Genomic DNA, 19,572 nt, shown 5'->3' on the forward strand with positions numbered 1-19,572 from the left:
ATAAATTTAACCCTTATTGTCCTAGAATACAAGGTTTTTTTATTTAATTAATTAAATTTTGTAAAATTTCTTCCAGAAGATTACTGTTATTTTTACCTAAGCCGTTTTGATAACCATAATGAGTAATGGTTGTTTTATGCCGTGGTAAAAAATCAATAATTTTTGCATATAGTCCTGTCTGGTTAATAACTTCTTCAAAAACAATAATTTGTTGATAATTATCTGCACTAATTTGTCCTAACATTGTTTTATCGACGGGATTAATAAATCTTGCATTAACAAGGTTAATTTTATTAGTTGCTAATTTAGTAATAATGTTTTGTGCTTTTAAGACATTATTACCATAAGTTATTAATAAGATTGATGCATCGCTATTATTAATAACATATTCTCAATCACCAAGGTTAAATTCTTTTATTAAAGGTTGTGTAACAATCCCACTTTTTGGATAGCGAATAAAAAATGGGTTTTGTTTGTTTGCAAGAGCTAATTTAAACAAGTGATCAAATTCACCAGTTGTTGCTGGTTGACTAATAATTGGAATATCACCCATACTATTTAAAAAACCAACATCATAAATACCATGATGACTATCACCATCACCAGGGGATAAACCAGCACGATCAATTAAAAAAATAACAGGTAACCGGTTACGAACAACATCATGTAAAATTTGATCATAAGTTCTCTGCAAAAAACTAGCATACATACTAACAACAACTTGGTGATGATCTAACGCAAAACCAGATGCTAATGTAATTGCATGTTCTTCTGCTAAACCAACATCAATACAATATGGTGCATTTTTTATCATAAACTCTTCTAAGTAAATCGAAGCTTGCATTGCTGCTGAAATAAAATAAAATTTCTCCGGAACAGTTTGAAAAACTTTTTCAACTGTTTGGGCAATATGATAACTTCATTCACTATTTTTGGTATCTTTTAAACTATATGAATGATACTTTTCTTGTTCTGCTTGGGTTAAACCATAACCATAACCTTTTTTCGTTTTGACATGAACAATAACACTACTTGAACTTTTTTTTGCTTGGCGAAAACTTTTTCTTAGTTTCCGAAAGTGATGGCCATCAACAGTGCCAATATAATCTAAGTTAAATCCAGCAAATAATCCTGGGATTGCAAAACTACGAATAATTTTTTCCACTAATAAATGCACTAACCATAGTAATGTTAATGGTGGAATGTAGTGTAATACTTTTGAAATCTTACTAGCACTACGATATAACCATCCTGTTCGAACTTTACTAACTGTTGTATGTAAAATATTAACATTTTTTGAAATACTCATTCCATTATCATTTAAAACAACAATAATTTTATTTGAAATTAATCCTAAATGAGTCAAAGCTTCTAACGTTAAACCATTTGTAAACGATGCATCACCAATTATACAAATAATATTATTATATTTTGGATTATAACTATAAGCAATTGCCGTTGATAAACCCGTTCCAGCATGTCCATTTGAAATATAATCATATTTACTTTCATTAACGTGCTGAAATGCTGCTAAACCATCAGGTAACCGAATTGTTGAAAAATGGGTTTTTCGATCAGTTAAAATTTTGTAAGCATAAGTTTGATGACCAGTATCAAAAATAATAATATCATTGTTGTCAATATCAAATGTCTTTAATAAACTAATTGTTAATTCAACTGTTCCTAAATTACTAGCTAAATGACCCCCATTTTTAGTTACTGTTTCAATAATCAGCTGGCGAACATCATTAGCTAATTCAATTAATGCTTTTGTTTTCAAATCCTTTAGATCATAATGACTCTGATAATCTCTTAACTTCATCTTCTAACCTCACTTAATATTTTTGTAAAAAATAATTAATTTGCTGTACAAAATTGTTGAAATATAATGGCGTAATTTCACCAATTAAATAATGACAATTAGCTGTTACATCTAATTTAATTTTATAAATTTCAACATTCGCACTATCTTTAAATAGTTTTTTCATTACTGTTAAATTAATTAAAAAAACAAGATAATATCCATAATCAAAGTACAATTTAGCATTACGTTTTTTCATAAAAGGTTGATAAAAAATATTGGCAATAAAATTATATAGCAAATCAAAACGATAGTATTTTGCAATACTTGGATCATCAATTTTAACATTCGCAAAAATTTCTTTTTCATGATTAGTATCAATTTTATTAACTAAAATTTTTTGTTCCAATTCTTTAATAACTTTTAAAATCTGAATTTCTTCTCCTTTTACTCCCGGATGTCGAACATATTGCATATGATAATAAATTAAAACTAACCTAATTAAAATAATACTATCAAAATATTCTTGTTCATCAAAGTTATTTAATCGTAATAAATAAACAAAATTCTTAATTAAAATATCTTTTTCATCAAATGTTTTAAAGTCTTTTAAAACAACTGAACTTAATTTCAATTTAAATAATTTTTTTCTAATTTTATTATTATTTTTTTTAACTCAGCCACTTCGTTCAAAAATTTGTCCTGCCATAATAAATTATTCTTCATCAACTTTAAAATCAGTCGGATTATTATTTTTCACAATTTTAGTGACTTTATCTTTAATATCTTGTAATTTAGTTTCTGCTAATTTAGTTAATTTAATTCCTGTTTCAAAAGCATCAATCGCTTGATCTAATGGTAACTGATTATTTTCTAAATCATTAACAATTTGTTTTAATTGTTCTAAAACTTGTTCAAATGATTTATTATCTGCCATTTTCTTCACTATCCTTCTTAATTGTTTGTACAACTGACTGAATAATTCCATCTTGCACACGTGTCATAATTATATCATTATTCGTTACTTGTTGAATTGATGTTAACACATTTTTATTGTTATTATAAGTAATACTATATCCTCGCGTTAGTGTTTTTAACGGACTTAATAAATCTAATTTACTTAATAAATTATTTTTTTTATATTCAATTGCTACCATTTGTTGTTGCATTAATGTAATTAACCTTTGATAATAGGTTTGAATAACATTCTTGTTTGCTAAGAAAAAATTTTCTTGACAAACATTAAACTGTTTTACTAATAATTGATAAGAATGTTCTTGTTGTGCATACAATGCTTGCGGTTTTGTTAAAACATAACCATTCCTTAGTTCTGCTACTTTATCTGCTAATTTATCAACTTTTGTTTTAATCGTTGTTATTAGAATACGTTGTTGTTGTTTTAAAAAATTCATTAATTCTTTTTGATCTGGTGTTGCTAGTTCTGCCGCTGCGGTTGGTGTTGGTGCTCGTAAATCACTAACAAAATCTGCTAAGGTAAAGTCAATTTCATGACCAACCGCTGAAATAACAGGAATTGTTGCTTGAAAAATTGCTTCAACAACTTCCAATTCATTAAAAGCTCACAAATCTTCAATACCACCACCACCACGGCCAACAATCAAAGTATCAATTTTAGGTTTAAAAGCTAAAGCTGCTTTAATGTTTTTGCGAATATCGTGTTTTGCATCTTCTCCTTGCACTAAGCTTGGAAATAAATAAATGTTAGCTTGAGGGTAACGTCGATGAATCGTAGTAATAATATCACGAATGGCAGCTCCAGTTGGAGCGGTAATAACCCCAATATTAGTTGGAAACTGAGGAATTGGTTTTTTTAATGACTGATCAAATCATCCTTTTTTGCTTAATTCTTGTTTTAACGCTTCATATTTTAAGAACAAGTCCCATACCCCATGCAAAGATAAAGTAACAACTTGTAAACTATATGTTCCCTGTGGCTCATATACTTTAATTGAACCAGTCGCAACAATTTTTAACCCTTCTTTTAATTTAAACTGTAAATTTTTAGCATTAAATGCAAACATAATTGCTCGAATTTGTGCTTTATCATCTTTAATCGTAAAATAAATATGTCCTGATGAATGGTTTGCAATATTAGAAATTTCACCTTGTAAAGAAATATTAATAAAATTAGGATTTTGTTCAATTGATGTTTTTAAATAAGCATTAACTTCACTAACCGTATAAATATTTTTACTCATAAAACTTCTCCACAAGCCATTCTCTTCCAATTAATAATATCATTGAAAAGAATAAAAATTAGTTTATTTTTAAACTAATTTTAATAAATATTATTAACTTCTTCTAACTGATCATGATTGATTCGAAGCATTTTATTATTTTGTTCATCAATAAGATAACTACGAATATTATTTGTTGTTTCTTTTTCATTAATAATTTTTTTTAATAAAAAAGTTTGGTTTAAGTAATCAATTTGGTATAAATTCCCGAGTGTTGTCATAAGATATGTTACACCTTTTGCGGTAAATAATGAATTTGTTGTTAAATATTCTTCGCCAGGACTAAATCCTTGTTTTAAATTAAGAAAAATTGGCGTTGTTAAATCTAAAATTCAATCAGAACCATCATATTGTAACTGAAATAAAATTGGATCTAAATTTTCTGTTGCTGGATTAATAACATCAGCATATAGTTTATTACGAATTTCAATGACTTGAATTAACGCAACGGTTAATAAATTTCATTGATCATGCCCTTGCACTTTAATTACTTTATATTCTGGTGAGGTTAATTGACCATTATTAACATTTTGGATTGCCATATATAATTGCTTCTTATTTTGAAAATGTTGCACAACATTAATTCGCATTGTATCATTTGGAATTTTGTTAATGTTTTTTGGTCACATCATACGACCAAGTTGTAATAAGTTTTGATGATTAAGTGTATCACAATCTCACTGTAATAATTCCTGATCCGTTGTTTGATAACCTGTTGTTGTTTTTTCAATTGCAACGGCCCCCTGACTACCAAGACCTAATACACTATTATTAGTAATTTGAAAAGCACTACTTGTGGTAAAAACTAAATTAGGTTTAATGATTTTATCAGGAGCTAAATGTTTTAAAAATAGTCAAAATGATTGCTTAGTTAAAAACTCAAAACTATTATTAATATCATATTTTACTTCAAAAATTATTCCAACTGAAAAATTATGATCATCAAGAATTTGTCCATCCCGATTTAAAACACTTGTAATTTTAATATTACTAGGTGTAACACCATAAATATTATTATCGCCACCAAATGCTTGATAAATAGTATTTACAGCATAAGTTTTACCTTCCGACAAGGTTACTTTGTTATTATCAGTTTCAATTTCTTGATATGTCTCAACTGTATTTGTAATCTTTTGAATCGCTAATGCTAAGGTATCTTTTTGAACCGGATATAAATTATCATTTGTTGCACAACTTATTAATGTTGAAGGTAATCCCAACATTAATGTTCCAACTGTTAAAATTGTTCATATTTTTTTCATTAATCCTATCTCCTATTCATCACTTAAGGTAACGATTGTTTGAATTGGTAACTGGTTAATTTTTCTTGTTGATAAAACAAAAGTTAAAGTAAAAATAAAACTAATTATTCCAAAAATAATAATAAATAATAGACATGGCATTGGTAAACTTAATGGTAAATTAATCGCTTGTAAGCCGATTTTAAACGCAAAATAAACACTTGTTCAAACGAGAAAAAAACCTAATAATCACCCTAAAATTGCAAAAGGAATAAAAATTGCCAAGGTCATACTATTAATTTCTCCGCGCCGGTAACCAAAAACCCGCATTAAAGCAATAAACTTAATATATCGTTCCATAAAAAAATCTGTCACCAAGAAAATAATAATAACTGCTGTTAAAATAATAATTGATACTAATGCTCCTGCTAATACAGTCGTAAAATAGCTTAATTGATTAACAACTTGCTTTTTATTATGCAAATAATCAACTTTCCCAACGGCTGAACTAAAAAAAGTTAAACCATCACTCAACGCGTTATCGGCACTAATAGAAGATAAGACATAACGTTGAAATTGATCAGCTGGTTGAATTGCTTTCGTATATTTACCATTAAATCATTGCGGACTGTTTTGATAACCAAGGACTTGATTTCCTCATTTTTGATCTAAAAAAATCCGTGCTTGATCATAAGAATGTTGAATTCCAACAACTTTAAATTGATAATCAGATAAAACATTAAAGTTAGATGTAGTTACTCGCAATAACCCTAATTTTAAGGATTGACCATACCAATTTTTACCAAAGCCACCATTTACTAAATCAATTAATGATTTTAAAGGATGGTCAAAGTTTAAATCATATGCCCCAATAATATAGTTATTTTGTTTAATTTTAGTAACTTTATTATTCAACAAATCAATTTTAGTGGGACCACTTCCTGGATTAATATCAATTTTGTCCTGACTTCAAACATGGGCATCAATCATATTAACTGGTAAATTTAATTTTAATCCACTAATTGAAGCATATGGTTGATTAACATTTGTTCCTCACTGGTCATTATTGGTTCCTGTTAATAAGGAGTTTGTTAAATGCGATAAATTCAAAGTTCAATGGTCATTTGTAACATTACCATTTTGATAAGTTCACCACTCTGGTTTAATGTCATAATATTGTTGATCTTTGCCTAAATATTGTAATCGTGGTTGATTCGTATAAAAATTAATAATATCATTTGTTCTTAAATTATATTTTGTTGCTGCTGAATCATTAATTGCAATTGGAATTGTTTTGCCTTGATTTGAAGGAGGTTCTTGTAGTTTTGTCTTTAATTTATTTGTAAAAACAACTTGGTTATCATTAACATCAAGACCATATGATGAAATTTGATTTTTTGCACTATCACGAATAATCCCGTTAACAGCAGCAATTTTTGTATCAAAACCAGTGAATAAACTATCTGTTTTTTGATCATAAGCCATTGAGTTGAACCCAAAATTAAAACGTAACTGATATTTTTCATTTGCTGCTCATTTTTCCTTAATAACCGTTGGTAAAATCGTATTAGTTGCTTGTTCAATACAATATGATCATTTATGTCATGTTGTCCCGGCTGCTTCTGAATTTGAAACTGGTGATTGACCAAATAATTGTGGTAAAAAAGTACATGTTACTAATGATAATTGATTATCCAGTCGCGTCTTAATATTACTATCAGTTGGTAAATCATATAAATAACGTAATAACCCAACTGAAATATTGCTTCCTTTAAACACCGTCATGTTTTGTACTAACATATTAACAACAAACGAAGGATAAGATGTACTGTAATTAGGATTAGTTGCTAATTCTTGTAAAGTAATTCATTTTGTTGTATTATCTGCACCATGGGCATAAACATATGGGGCAATTGGCACATTTTCTAACTTTTGATAAATTGGGTCATTAACCCCGCCATAATCAGGAACATCTTCACTAGGACTATCATAAAGTTCATACCGACTTAATGGATTATTATAAATAACATTTTGATAGTTCAATTCATTGGCATAATTTAAATTTTGATAATATTGTTTACTTAAGGTTTTAATACTATTTGGAACCAAAGCTGCTAATGTAATCGTTCCAGTAGCAATAAAAGTTGTTATTAGGAACATAGTAACTGCTTTTCAACTTGCCCCTAATAACACTAACCGAAAGCGCGTTTTAAATAAACGATTAGTAAAATATAATGATAACCGACTAATTAATTTGTTTGGTTTAAAATCACGATTTGGATTTATTAGTGCTAATACCTCCCGTCCCAATATAATACTACATTCAATAACAACAAGAACAAAAATAATACTTCCTGCCAAAAGGAAAAATAATAATAATATTTGTCAATTAACAATAAAAGTACTTGGTAACACAAAATATTGTCCAAATAAGTTAATAATTGGCACCTGGAGTCCTAAACCAAGTAATCATCCAATTGGTGTTGCAATAGCTAAAGCAGTTAAGAAATACATCAAATAGGACAATGCAATTTTAAAATTATTATAACCATTTGCTTTTAAGATACCAATTTGGCTACGTTGTTTTTCAATCATACTCTTTAATTGAATAAACAAAATAATCATAACAATAACAGCAAAAAAGATTACAATCCCAATTGTGACTAAATGATAAATTTTAATCGCATTATTTAACAATTGATAACGATTATTGACTAATTGGTTTGCATTAAACTTACTAAAACTAACATTATTAATAACATCAGTTTTATTTTGAAAGATTGCTCCAACTGTTTTTCCCAAACGATTAATATTATCAGCTAAATAAACCCGATAATAATTTAAATCAGGTTCCATATTATTTTGATTAGCACCATGATATGTTAGTTGAACGGTACTGACATCTTGATACTGTTGACTAGTAAATCCTTCGTTATTGTAACCAAATAAACGATTAAACATTTGCGGGTGGACATAAATAATTGATTCATTACTTGCATCAGGTAAAAAATCAGTATCATAAATTGTTGGATAAATATTTTGAGTATCACCCCCAACAGCTTCAATATAAAGTTTTAATTGATTAACTAAAATTGTATCATCAAAACGTAAGTGATTTGCTTTAAAATACTGTGGTAAAACAATTGCTGTATCAACCATTTCATTTAAACCACGATCAAATCATTTTGATTTCTGTAAGATTTTTAACTGCCCTAAATTATAGGGTTGTGTTCAATCAATAAATTTATACTTTTTACCATCAGTTGTTCAAGCAATTGCCTGGTTTCGATTAACAATTTCAAAATTACTAACCATTCCCAACATATCTTGATAAGTTGTTAAAAAATCATTATTAATAAATTTATTATTATAATCATACTGGCCAAAAAAGTCATATGTACTTAAATTACGAACTTTATAACTACCGTTTAGTAAAAAGTTTTTAGTAACATTACTATGATCATTTTTATCATTTAAAAGTTGGATAATATTATCATTTTTAGCATCAGTTAAAAAATAACGATAATTTTCGACACCAGTACAACCAGTACTATTTTGACAATCAAGTTCTTTTAACCCCAAAGTATTATTTGAATCATAAATTGGAAAACCTAATGTTCCCCGCATTCCCCAATATTTATCAGTTGCTGCTGTTGGTGTTAAAAAAATTCGATCGGCACGAGCAACATTTTTACCAGGATTATCAATTCCTAAATTCTTTGTTTGCCAATGTTCACCTAAGTTCACACCATTAATAAATTGATTTAGCAGATTAACATCTGTTGTGTTATTTTTTAAGGCATAAATTTTAATGTTTTTATATACCAAATAAGTTAACCGCGACTCTAAGATAAAATGGATATAACGTTTTACTAAATTAATTGCCTGTGTTTTAAGAGTTGGATCAACAGCATTATTAAAAATAAAACGATTATATAATTGCCCTAATAATGATTTTTGAAATGAATAGGCATTAAAATTAAACCGATATAACTGTGAAAATTCTCCTGTTAAAACATTATTATCAGTAATATTAATTGCATTATAATCTAATAAAACATTTTCAAATGGTACTCAACGCCCACTCTTGGCAATTTGTAAGCGGTTTCCTTCAATTTTAAACTGATATTTTTCTCCTTTTAAGCCAGTTCCTAAATCAAACGGTTTTAAAACATCATTTGAACCACCAATGGTCAAGGTTCCATAATTCTTTTCAAAAAAACCAGTTCCAATTCCAGCATAATCAACATCAAAAGCAAACCATGGCGTAATTGTTTGTTGATTATTTGCTTCATAATTAGTTGAAATATAATTATAATTATAATTAATATTTAATGTTCCATACCCCATTGTTTTGTTTGCTTTTTGTAAGCGGTCAAAAGAAGTTCAACAAACAGTGGAAAAAAGTGCAGTTAAAACAATTAAAATCACAAAAATAAAAACTTGTGTCTTATTTTTAAAAGTATTTAAAATTCCTTGTTTTAACAATAATCACATTTTTCTGACCTCTTTCGTTAAAAATAATAATGCTTTTTAATTTTCCTTAGTAGTTAAATATTGATAAGTTTTAGAAAAACGAAAAATAATTGTAAAAAAAATTTTATTCCGATAAATTAAAACATGTTTGTTTACAATAATTTTTTTATTTTTAGTTTGATCAAAATAACTACCAAAAAAATAAAGACGGTCATTTTTTCAAAAGATTGTAAAGTAGATTGAACAACTACTTAAATAAATAATTCATAATATTGCTAAAATCAAAGTACTTATTCCAAAATAAGCGATATTTAATAATGTTGATTCATTAGAAATATCATCATTACCAAAAATAATTGGCTGAAAAATTGCTAAGAGGGATAAAATTACTAAAATCAATAATATTAATGTTGTTCCAACATTAACTCCAAAAAAGATTCATGAAATTACTCGCTCTTTACGAAGAAAACTTTGAAAATAACCATAAATTAAATATATCATTCCAATAAATCAAATTGCAACCGATAAATAAATAAAAATTTCAAGAATAACTAAATAAAACGGAACCATCTTAACCTCCTAAATGTGTCGTTACAACTTTATTAATAATGTTTTCAAATGTTTTAACAACCATTACTTCATCAATATTATTCCGTGTTAAAAAACGATATAAGAATGAATTTGAAATTTTAATATCACTTTCTGCTGTTAACCCATTGTAATTAAAATCAAACTTAGTACGACTCGTTGGTTTACTTAATTTAACATTACTATTAACATATGACATCATTGTTGTATAATTTGATAATAAGTTTAGTTTTTTTAAGTACATAATTTTATTATTCATATTAATTCCATAAGCAATTGCATCTAATCGTGTTGAGGGATTAAAAGCAGCTTTATTATTATTGTTTGGATCAGGATTAGCAATCGAAGGATAAGCAAACATTGTATCACCAGCAATATAAATTAAACCAGTATGTTCATCATAATCAGCTGATCAGTATGCTGTTTTTGTTCATCCATTTAAAAGATAACGCATATAATGTGGGGCATTCTCTTTTAATAAAGCTAATTGAATGTAAGAACTTACTCCTGGTTCAGAACGAATTAAATTAAAGGTATTATCAACATCTAATGAATACTGGCCAGTAATATATCCTTTTTCATTACGTTGTTTTACTAAGTTAATAAACTTACTATTTTGTTCATTATAAATATCTAAAAAATAAATATGTAAAATATCAACTTCATATGTTGCTGGGTCTTTATAATCAATGTCACGTTCTCAATCACAAGCCGCTAACTTAATATATTTTCGGTTAGGATCATATTTTTGAATTAATGCTAAATATTTTCCAATTGCTGAACCAGGTAATTCATCAATATAAAGATATGGTGTAACAGTTTGCGTTCATTTCGGGTTACCTGTTTTAATATGGTTTAACAATTGTTGTAAAAACCATTCATTATTTCTAACCCCATCTTCAACATACATGTTCATACTAATTTGCATATAGTCTTGTTTATCTTCATCTCAAACATTATTAGTTTTATAAGTTTTATTTCAAGCTGCTTGTCATCCACTTAGAAGTGCTTTTGTATAACCTACTTCGGCCATTTTGTTCATATAATGATCTCATGCTTTTCAATCTTCATCGGCGATGTACAACCCCTTTTGCTGATTATAACGTAATGGCAAAAAGGTCTGAACTTTATTTCCATCTAATCAATTATTATGTCATTCGGTATTTTTTCGCTCATTTAGTGAAATTGAACTTTGAAAATAATCCATCCCCAACACATTATGTAAATATTTGTGCTCTGGTTCTCAATAATGTTCTCAATTATAATCAATGTATTCAATATTATCATATTTGTTTTTAATACTATTTGGAACTTGATAATTGTTATAGTAAGCAGCACTTCAACCAAAAAAGGAATAAATATTAAAATCAGATTTCTTTTGCTCTGCTGGTAATAGTAAATCATTAACTTTAACTTGAATTTCATTTTCATTTAAAATAACATTAGTTTGTTTTGTGCCGGGAACATCCCCCGTTAACTGAACCTTAACCGGATAATTTCCTGGATTAGCCACAATTTTATCTTTGAAACTCATAATTTTAATTCATAAAACATAGACTTTATTTTTATAAGCAGTTTTTTCAACTGAATTTGTAGTAATTGCATCAGGAACTAATAATTTTTCATTAATTCCGTATGGATTTGGGATTTTTTGATTTGTTAACGAATATGATGCATAAATAAAACGATTAAAACCAATCTGGACGGTCAGATTATTTTTTTCTAATGCAGCAGCATTAGTAACAGTTGCTGTTAAATTAGTAATATCATAGTTATTTGTTTTTACAATTAATTGTGTATTAATAAAGTCTTGTTTTCATAATTGTAAATTAACATTCGGATTAATACAATTATTATAGTTTTCTAAATTACCATAAAATTGTGCATCTTTTAAATCATTGCTTACCTCATTTGGTTGGTACAAAGCATAATTATCATGTTGGCTCCCAAAAAAGGTATGAGCATAAGGTGTTTTATCTTTGCTTTGGATTTGTGTTGTTGGTTCACAACCATCCAATCATACACTTCGCATAAAACTATCTTTTTTCGCAAATAAAACAATTGTCACTACAGCAGTAAAAATCGTTAAGACTAAAATTAATGACATTGAAATTTTTTTAAACATTTATAAAACCCTTTCATATTTTTGATCAATTAATATAAGAAATAAATTTGTTTTCAAGCTCCACTTTGCGTCGAACCGATTCCATTCGTAACTTCACCTGAACGAACATAACTATCAATTTTAGTAATAATTCACATTGGTTGTTCTAAATTACCAACATTAGTTCATTCAATATGATATTTATGACTAACTGGTTTTAAATTATCTGATAATCCTAACCCGCTATAGGCGATGTTTTCTTGTTTATTATCAATACTATAAAACTGTTTTGGATTGTAATGATCATCATAAAATTGATCATTAACATTAATTTGATTAGTACGACTTTCAGTATATAGCTTTGTTACTGAACTATCACCCACACCATTGTATTCAAAATCATATGATAAGCGTTCTTCCGCACCAACTACTTTTTGCGTATATTGTGGATTACTTACTGTTCAATATTTATCATCAACAACATATTGTAATACGTTTTCATGAAGCGTTTTCATCACATTATTAACACCCGCAAAAAAAGGACTATTACTATTAAAGAATAAGTAATTATAATCTTGATACGCAATGGCATGTGTATCAGAAATAGCAACTAATAAATGTTGTAATAATGAATTGTCTTCAAATTTGTTTGTCCCATTATTTCAACCCATTGTTTTTAAAACATTGTTTAAATTTGTTGTTGTTAACTCTTCAAAAGAGTTTGCTAAGTTTTGATAACCACTTAAAGTTGTCAAAATATCATTATCACTAGTTAAAGTTTTAATTAAATCTGTTAAATCAAAGAAAATATTTGATAAAGTAAATTTAAAATTAACTTTATCACCTTGTAAAGCCAAGAGAATATCTAATAATTGTTGTAAACTTGTTTTTTGTGCTTGTTCTGAAGTTAACAAAATTGCAATTTTTATTTTTTCAGATAGACTATCAATAATATTATTTGTTATTTTAAGATTTAATTCTTTTTGGGTTGTTGATGACAATTTTTTTCAAATATTTAGTAATAATTCACCAACATGACCAATATTTTGATAGTTTCCAACAAGATTATTATCATTATAAGTTTTAAAATCAGGAATTTTTTTATTCATAATGGCCCCTACTAAATCAAAATTATGATATCCCTTGCTTGCTTTGCCATTTAACTTTGTTAATAATTCTTTTGCTTCCGTGCTTTGTTCTACTAATCCTTTTAATTCATCATTAATTCTTTCTTCATTACTTGAAAAAAATCAACTACTCTTAATTCCTGCAAAAGAATTAATTTGTTCTAAAAATTCACTAATAATTACTCGCAATAAAACATAAATTGGATTTGTTTCTACTTGAGCATCTTTCCCAATAAAGTTAAAAATATTATTTAAAAACAACGCACTAATTTGAGCACCTAAAGGATTTTCATCAACTTGATTTAACATTGATAAAAATTGTGCTGTTTTACCATAGATGGCCGTTAAAGTTGAAGTTTTTTCAATCGTATATTCATTATCACCAAATTCATATTGTGGTTTTAAACCAGTACTTTGTTCAGTATCAATAAATAAATTTTTGTCTTTAACACCAACATGTTGGTAATTATAGAAAGGATTGGTTGACAGTCCCATTCCTCCTGCAGGATAACTAACATAAAAAGCACGTGTTGCTGGCATTCAAAACTTAATACCAACATTGTTCATTAAAGTTGACAATGCACCCATGTCATAGTTATAACCTAATAATTCACTTCGATTAAGATCAATTTCTTGTTTTGCAGGGTCAAAAAAACCATTCGCAAGAAAATCACGATAATAATAATTATTATACATTCCAATATAATATTGTGGTAATAATTGTTCACGTGTTGACTTCGGATCAGCATTTTTTGTGTGGGCAATCATTTTATTGTAATTGTTGTTAAAATCTTGAATTAATTTTGATAAATTAATTTTTTGATTATTGTAAGTATAAATACTTGGAATTGATTTTCAATATGATGCTGGAGCATATAAACTTCGCACAAGTTCACTTGGGTTAAAATTTAAATTTTCATGACGTGCTAATAAGGAAATTTTTGTTAGCAACCCTGTTGTATTAATCATACTACGAAGTTTTTCAGAAATATCATTGTTGTCATTATTACTGTCATTTTTATGGCGACAAGCTAATAACGGCATGCTATTTCCAACTACAACAGTTGTAATAGCAAAAAAACTTAATATTTTTTTCATAAGATAAAACCTTCCCTTTGTAAATTATAAAAATAAATACTTTTTTATTTTAATGAAAAAAAAAAAAAAAACAAGTAAAACTTGTCTTTTGTTGAAATAAAATTCTTGTTAATTAAATTCCTAAATCGGGATAACTTGGTATTTTTGGTTGTTTTTCTTCTGGGTCATTTACCACAATTGCTTCTGTTGTTAACAATAATGCACTAACACTACCAGCGTGTTGTAAGGCATATCTTGTTACTTTAACGGGATCAACAATTCCAGCTGTAATCATGTCTTCTCAGACATTTGTTGCAGCATTATAACCAACATTATTAGGTTGGTCTTTTAATTTATTAATAATGATTGAACCATCAACCCCTGCATTAGCAGCAATTTGACGAACTGGTTCTTCAATTGCTCGTAAGACAATATTTAATCCTAATTTTTCCTCTTCATTTAATTTCAAATTAGTTAATTTATGTCCAACTTGAACTAAAGCAGTTCCCCCACCAGCAACAATTCCTTCTTCAACTGCGGCTTTTGTTGAATTTAATGCATCTTCAATTCGAAGTTTTTTCTCTTTCATTTCCGTTTCGGTTGGTGCCCCAACTTTAATAATTCCAACCCCGCCTGCTAATTTTGCTAAACGTTTTTGTAACTTTTCTTGTTCAAATGATGAAGTTGCACTTTTAATTTGACCACGAATAAACTCTTTTCGTGCTTCTAAATCAGCTTTTTTGCAACCGCCTTCAATAATTGTTGTTGTATCTTTTGAAACAATTACTTTTTTTGCTGTTCCCAAATCATCTAAAGTTAATGTTTTAAAATCCATTCCCAATTCATCATTAACAAATTTTGCCTTAGTTAAAATAGCAATGTCTTCTAATAAGTTTTTACGATTATCACCAAATTCTGGTGCTTTAACAACAGCAATATTAAATGCTCCACGCATTTTATTTAGTAATAATGTTGGTAGAACATCACCATCAACATCATCGGCAATAATTAATAATGGTCGTCCTTCTTCAACAATTTTTTCTAAAATTGGTAAAATTTCTTTCATGTTACTAATTTTTTTATCAGTAATTAAAATATAAGGATTTTCAAATTCTGTTAACATTTTTTCACTATCAGTTATCATATATTGTGATAAATAACCTTTATCAAACTGTAATCCTTCGGTGATACTTAATTCAGTATCAATTGTTTTTGACTCCTCAATTGTAATAACACCATCATTACCAACTTTTTCCATAATTTCAGCAATTAAATTACCAATTTCTGGATCTTTTGAACTAACACTAGCAACTTGAGCAATTTCTGCTTTAGTCTTAATTTGTTTTGCTGATTGTTGTAATAATTCCACAATTGCTTTAACTGTTTTTTCAATTCCATTTCGAATTGCTACCGCATTAGCTCCAGCAGTAATATTTTTTAATCCTTCTTTAACAATTGCTTGTGTTAAAACAATTGCTGTTGTTGTCCCATCACCAGCTACATCATTTGTTTTATTTGCTACTTCAGCAACTAATTTTGCTCCCATATTTTCAAAATGATTACTTAATTCAATCTCTTTTGAAATAGTAACACCATCATTTGTAATTAATGGTGAACCATATTCTTTTTCTAATAAAACATATTTTCCTTTTGGTCCTAACGTTACTTTAACAGTATCAGTTAATTTATTAATTCCGTTAATTAACATCATTCTTGCATCTTCTGAAAATTTAATTGATTTTGCCATAATTTGATTCCCCCTTTAAAGTCTATTATTCAATAATAGCTAAAACATCTTCGACAGAAATTAAAACTAATTTTCTATTATCATATTCAACTTCGGTTCCAGCATATTCACGATAAAGAACTTTATTATTAATTTTTCCTTCAAATGCTTGTTCTTTTTCAACTTCGGTACTAATTGCAATTATTTTTCCGATATGGCTTTTGCTTTTCTCATCTTCTTGTAAATAAATTCCATTAATAAAAGTTTCCTCTTTTTCTTCTTTTGCTAAGACAATATTTTTGCCTAATGGTTTTATCATCAAAAATCCCTCCTTATTTATAATTTTAGCAAATGGCATATGTAACTGCCAATAATATATTTAACAAATTTTATTAATAAATGCAAGTGTTTTTGTCTTAGAAACAGAAAAAAACAAACTGTAGTTTGTTTTTTTATTTTAAATAATTATTTAAATTTATAAAAAAAATAAAGAATTTAGTAATTTAAAAATTACTTCATTCTTTATTTTACTATACCGTAAAAAAATAGTTGTTAAATATTCCGACATAACATTTTAAAACTATTAATAAAATTAAATATCTTTTGTCCTTTTATTACCATTTGTAGAATAAACGATGAAATAGGACAAAAAAATCGACCCTTATTAGGGTTGTTTTTTTTATTTTTAAACAATCTTACAATTTAATATATGTGTTCTAACAAATCGGTATAAAATCCGTGAGTAATAAAATAGACGCTTTAAAAAGCGATAGTCGTGATAAGTGCAGGGTTAACATCGAACGACAATAAAAATAGAGATGGTCACTTTATAAATAAATTTGCGATAGCATTAGGCTCTTCAAGGTGCAAGTGAATTTATTTTAAAAACTGAACGCTTTGACCTGAAATGGTGCGGATGAAGAGAGAGAAAACTCTCTGGCTACACAAAGAAAAAACACCTACAAATTGTAGAACATTGTAGTACTTTGTAGTTAATTGATGGAGGTTATATGAAAAATAAAATTAACAAAATAATTAAATTAATTGAAAATTTAGAAATAAGTGGTAGTAGTTGAGATGAATCAAGCGTTTTCAGCCCTATTTTAGAAATAATTTTAAAAAAACAAAATTTTAAATACGAAGAACCTTATCAGTTTTATCATCAAATTCACGATAATTTATATAAAAATTGCCAAACATGTAAAAGTAAATGTAAAACAAGTTATAAAACTCATTAGACTTCTTGCGATACCCTTTTTTATTAAAATATTATTATAAAATATAATTTATGAGGACATAAAAATATGAACAATAATAAATTTAATACTCTTAATGATAGAGAATGGTTAAGATTAACAGGAATAAAAAAATCCACTTTTAATAAAATGTTAGATATTTTAAAAGTTGCTGAAATAGAAAAATTTAAAAAAGGTGGTAAAACTAATAAATTATCATTAGAAAATAGATTATTGATGACTTTATTATATTGACGAGAATATCAGACTTATTTTCATCTTGGTAAAAGTTTTGATATTAGTGAGGCTAATTGTTATCGTAATATTAAGTGAATTGAAGATATTTTAATTAAAAACTCTGATTTTCAACAACTTGCTGGTAAAAAAGCACTAATAAATGATTATTTTAATGATAAAACTATTATTATTGATGCTACCGAAACTCCAATCCAACGCCCAAAAAAAGACAAAAACAATCTTATTCTGGTAAAAAGAAAAAACACACGATCAAAACACAAGTAATTATCGAACAAGAAACCAAAAAAATTATTGCAACAAGTTTTTCGCTCGGAAAAAAACATGATTATGCTTTATTTAAAGAATCAAAAATCCCAATTTTAAAAAATACCAAATTAATAGTTGATAGTGGTTATCAAGGAATACAAAAAAATCACAATAATGTTCTAATACCTACAAAGAAAACAAAGAAAAACCCTTTAAACAAAGAACAAAAGCAATATAATAGACTAGTTTCAAAAATGAGAATTATTATTGAAAATATTTTTGCTATTCTTAAAAAATTTAAAATTATTACAGAAAAATATCGTAATCGAAGAAAAAGATTTGGTTTAAGATTTAATTTAATTGCCTCAATTTATAATTTACAATTATTAGACTTCTTGCATTACTTGTTAAAAAATTGCAAATATTTGTAAAAAAGATACTAATAGAAAAATATAATTTTAATTAATTATGTTTTTTATTTAAAAATTTAATATTTTTCCACAACGAAAAATTAATTTATTATTTAAATTATTTAATTTTAAATAAATATTTTATGTTAAATATAATAATTGTAAATTATAAATTGAGGCAATTAAATTAAATCTTAAACCAAATCTTTTTCTTCGATTACGATATTTTTCTGTAATAATTTTAAATTTTTTAAGAATAGCAAAAATATTTTCAATAATAATTCTCATTTTTGAAACTAGTCTATTATATTGCTTTTGTTCTTTGTTTAAAGGGTTTTTCTTTGTTTTCTTTGTAGGTATTAGAACATTATTGTGATTTTTTTGTATTCCTTGATAACCACTATCAACTATTAATTTGGTATTTTTTAAAATTGGGATTTTTGATTCTTTAAATAAAGCATAATCATGTTTTTTTCCGAGCGAAAAACTTGTTGCAATAATTTTTTTGGTTTCTTGTTCGATAATTACTTGTGTTTTGATCGTGTGTTTTTTCTTTTTACCAGAATAAGATTGTTTTTGTCTTTTTTTGGGCGTTGGATTGGAGTTTCGGTAGCATCAATAATAATAGTTTTATCATTAAAATAATCATTTATTAGTGCTTTTTTACCAGCAAGTTGTTGAAAATCAGAGTTTTTAATTAAAATATCTTCAATTCACTTAATATTACGATAACAATTAGCCTCACTAATATCAAAACTTTTACCAAGATGAAAATAAGTCTGATATTCTCGTCAATATAATAAAGTCATCAATAATCTATTTTCTAATGATAATTTATTAGTTTTACCACCTTTTTTAAATTTTTCTATTTCAGCAACTTTTAAAATATCTAACATTTTATTAAAAGTGGATTTTTTTATTCCTGTTAATCTTAACCATTCTCTATCATTAAGAGTATTAAATTTATTATTGTTCATATTTTTATGTCCTCATAAATTATATTTTATAATAATATTTTAATAAAA

The 19,572-nt window shown here is 26.9% G+C and carries 16 protein-coding genes; 3 read left to right on the forward strand and 13 right to left on the reverse strand.

Features of this window, described 5'->3' with window-relative positions; translation table 4 throughout:
* Window positions 1-43 precede the first annotated feature (43 nt).
* The 11 genes from MSROBK_RS05820 to MSROBK_RS05870 all read right to left on the reverse strand — a co-directional run bounded on the left by MSROBK_RS05820 (window position 44) and on the right by MSROBK_RS05870 (window position 16,717).
* Window positions 44-1,822 carry a 1-deoxy-D-xylulose-5-phosphate synthase gene (locus MSROBK_RS05820; RefSeq protein WP_040093611.1) on the reverse strand — a complete coding sequence of 593 codons (1,779 nt, stop codon included), beginning with the start codon at window positions 1,820-1,822 and terminating at the stop codon, window positions 44-46.
* A gap of 13 nt (window positions 1,823-1,835) precedes the next feature.
* Window positions 1,836-2,510, reverse strand: a complete 675-nt coding sequence (locus tag MSROBK_RS05825; RefSeq protein ID WP_040093612.1) for a hypothetical protein — start codon at window positions 2,508-2,510, stop codon at window positions 1,836-1,838.
* A gap of 6 nt (window positions 2,511-2,516) precedes the next feature.
* Entirely contained in the window at window positions 2,517-2,738 is a 222-nt protein-coding gene (gene xseB / locus MSROBK_RS05830; protein ID WP_040093613.1) for an exodeoxyribonuclease VII small subunit, read from the reverse strand.
* Window positions 2,728-4,020: an exodeoxyribonuclease VII large subunit gene (gene xseA / locus MSROBK_RS05835; protein ID WP_040093614.1), complete on the reverse strand. Its 1,293-nt coding sequence runs from the start codon at window positions 4,018-4,020 to the stop codon at window positions 2,728-2,730. The genes xseB and xseA overlap by 11 nt, the downstream gene beginning before the upstream one ends.
* A gap of 80 nt (window positions 4,021-4,100) precedes the next feature.
* Window positions 4,101-5,321 (reverse strand): hypothetical protein, encoded by a 1,221-nt coding sequence (locus MSROBK_RS05840; RefSeq protein WP_040093615.1) that lies wholly within the window; start codon window positions 5,319-5,321, stop codon window positions 4,101-4,103.
* Window positions 5,322-5,333: 12 nt separating this feature from the next.
* Window positions 5,334-9,797: an ABC transporter permease gene (locus MSROBK_RS05845; RefSeq protein ID WP_040093616.1), complete on the reverse strand. Its 4,464-nt coding sequence runs from the start codon at window positions 9,795-9,797 to the stop codon at window positions 5,334-5,336.
* Window positions 9,798-9,833: 36 nt separating this feature from the next.
* Window positions 9,834-10,346: a hypothetical protein gene (locus tag MSROBK_RS05850; protein WP_040093617.1), complete on the reverse strand. Its 513-nt coding sequence runs from the start codon at window positions 10,344-10,346 to the stop codon at window positions 9,834-9,836.
* A 1-nt stretch (window position 10,347) separates the two neighbouring features.
* The gene (locus tag MSROBK_RS05855) at window positions 10,348-12,489 is read right to left on the reverse strand and encodes a glycoside hydrolase domain-containing protein (protein WP_040093618.1); all 2,142 of its coding nucleotides are present in this window, start codon (window positions 12,487-12,489) and stop codon (window positions 10,348-10,350) included.
* Window positions 12,490-12,518: 29 nt separating this feature from the next.
* Window positions 12,519-14,693 (reverse strand): restriction endonuclease subunit S domain-containing protein, encoded by a 2,175-nt coding sequence (locus MSROBK_RS05860; protein ID WP_040093619.1) that lies wholly within the window; start codon window positions 14,691-14,693, stop codon window positions 12,519-12,521.
* 112 nt (window positions 14,694-14,805) lie between these two features.
* A complete protein-coding gene (gene groL / locus MSROBK_RS05865; RefSeq protein ID WP_040093620.1) occupies window positions 14,806-16,419 on the reverse strand; it encodes a chaperonin GroEL in 1,614 nt (537 codons plus the stop codon).
* 25 nt (window positions 16,420-16,444) lie between these two features.
* On the reverse strand, window positions 16,445-16,717 hold the full coding sequence (locus MSROBK_RS05870) for a hypothetical protein (protein ID WP_040093621.1): 273 nt from the start codon (window positions 16,715-16,717) through the stop codon (window positions 16,445-16,447).
* A gap of 691 nt (window positions 16,718-17,408) precedes the next feature.
* On the opposite strand from MSROBK_RS05870, the gene MSROBK_RS05875 reads away from it, so the two are divergent.
* The 3 genes from MSROBK_RS05875 (at window position 17,409) to MSROBK_RS13570 (ending at window position 18,568) form a co-directional block, all read left to right on the forward strand.
* Window positions 17,409-17,636, forward strand: coding sequence for a hypothetical protein (locus MSROBK_RS05875; protein WP_040093622.1), 228 nt, complete (start codon window positions 17,409-17,411; stop codon window positions 17,634-17,636).
* 66 nt (window positions 17,637-17,702) lie between these two features.
* Window positions 17,703-18,155 (forward strand): IS5 family transposase, encoded by a 453-nt coding sequence (locus MSROBK_RS13565; RefSeq protein WP_040092446.1) that lies wholly within the window; start codon window positions 17,703-17,705, stop codon window positions 18,153-18,155.
* On the forward strand, window positions 18,140-18,568 hold the full coding sequence (locus MSROBK_RS13570) for a transposase family protein (RefSeq protein ID WP_416375042.1): 429 nt from the start codon (window positions 18,140-18,142) through the stop codon (window positions 18,566-18,568). Before MSROBK_RS13565 ends, MSROBK_RS13570 begins: the two co-directional genes overlap by 16 nt.
* Window positions 18,569-18,688: 120 nt before the next feature.
* Here the strand turns inward: MSROBK_RS13570 and MSROBK_RS13575 are convergent, their stop codons facing one another.
* Window positions 18,689-19,087 (reverse strand): transposase family protein, encoded by a 399-nt coding sequence (locus tag MSROBK_RS13575; protein ID WP_242441474.1) that lies wholly within the window; start codon window positions 19,085-19,087, stop codon window positions 18,689-18,691.
* Complete coding sequence (locus MSROBK_RS13580) at window positions 19,072-19,524, reverse strand: IS5 family transposase (RefSeq protein WP_040092446.1); 453 nt, start codon at window positions 19,522-19,524, stop codon at window positions 19,072-19,074. The genes MSROBK_RS13575 and MSROBK_RS13580 overlap by 16 nt, the downstream gene beginning before the upstream one ends.
* Between the last annotated feature and the right edge of the window lie 48 nt (window positions 19,525-19,572).

The organism is Spiroplasma poulsonii, from assembly GCF_009866525.1.
GTDB classification, from domain to species: domain Bacteria; phylum Bacillota_I; class Bacilli_A; order Mycoplasmatales; family Mycoplasmataceae; genus Spiroplasma; species Spiroplasma poulsonii.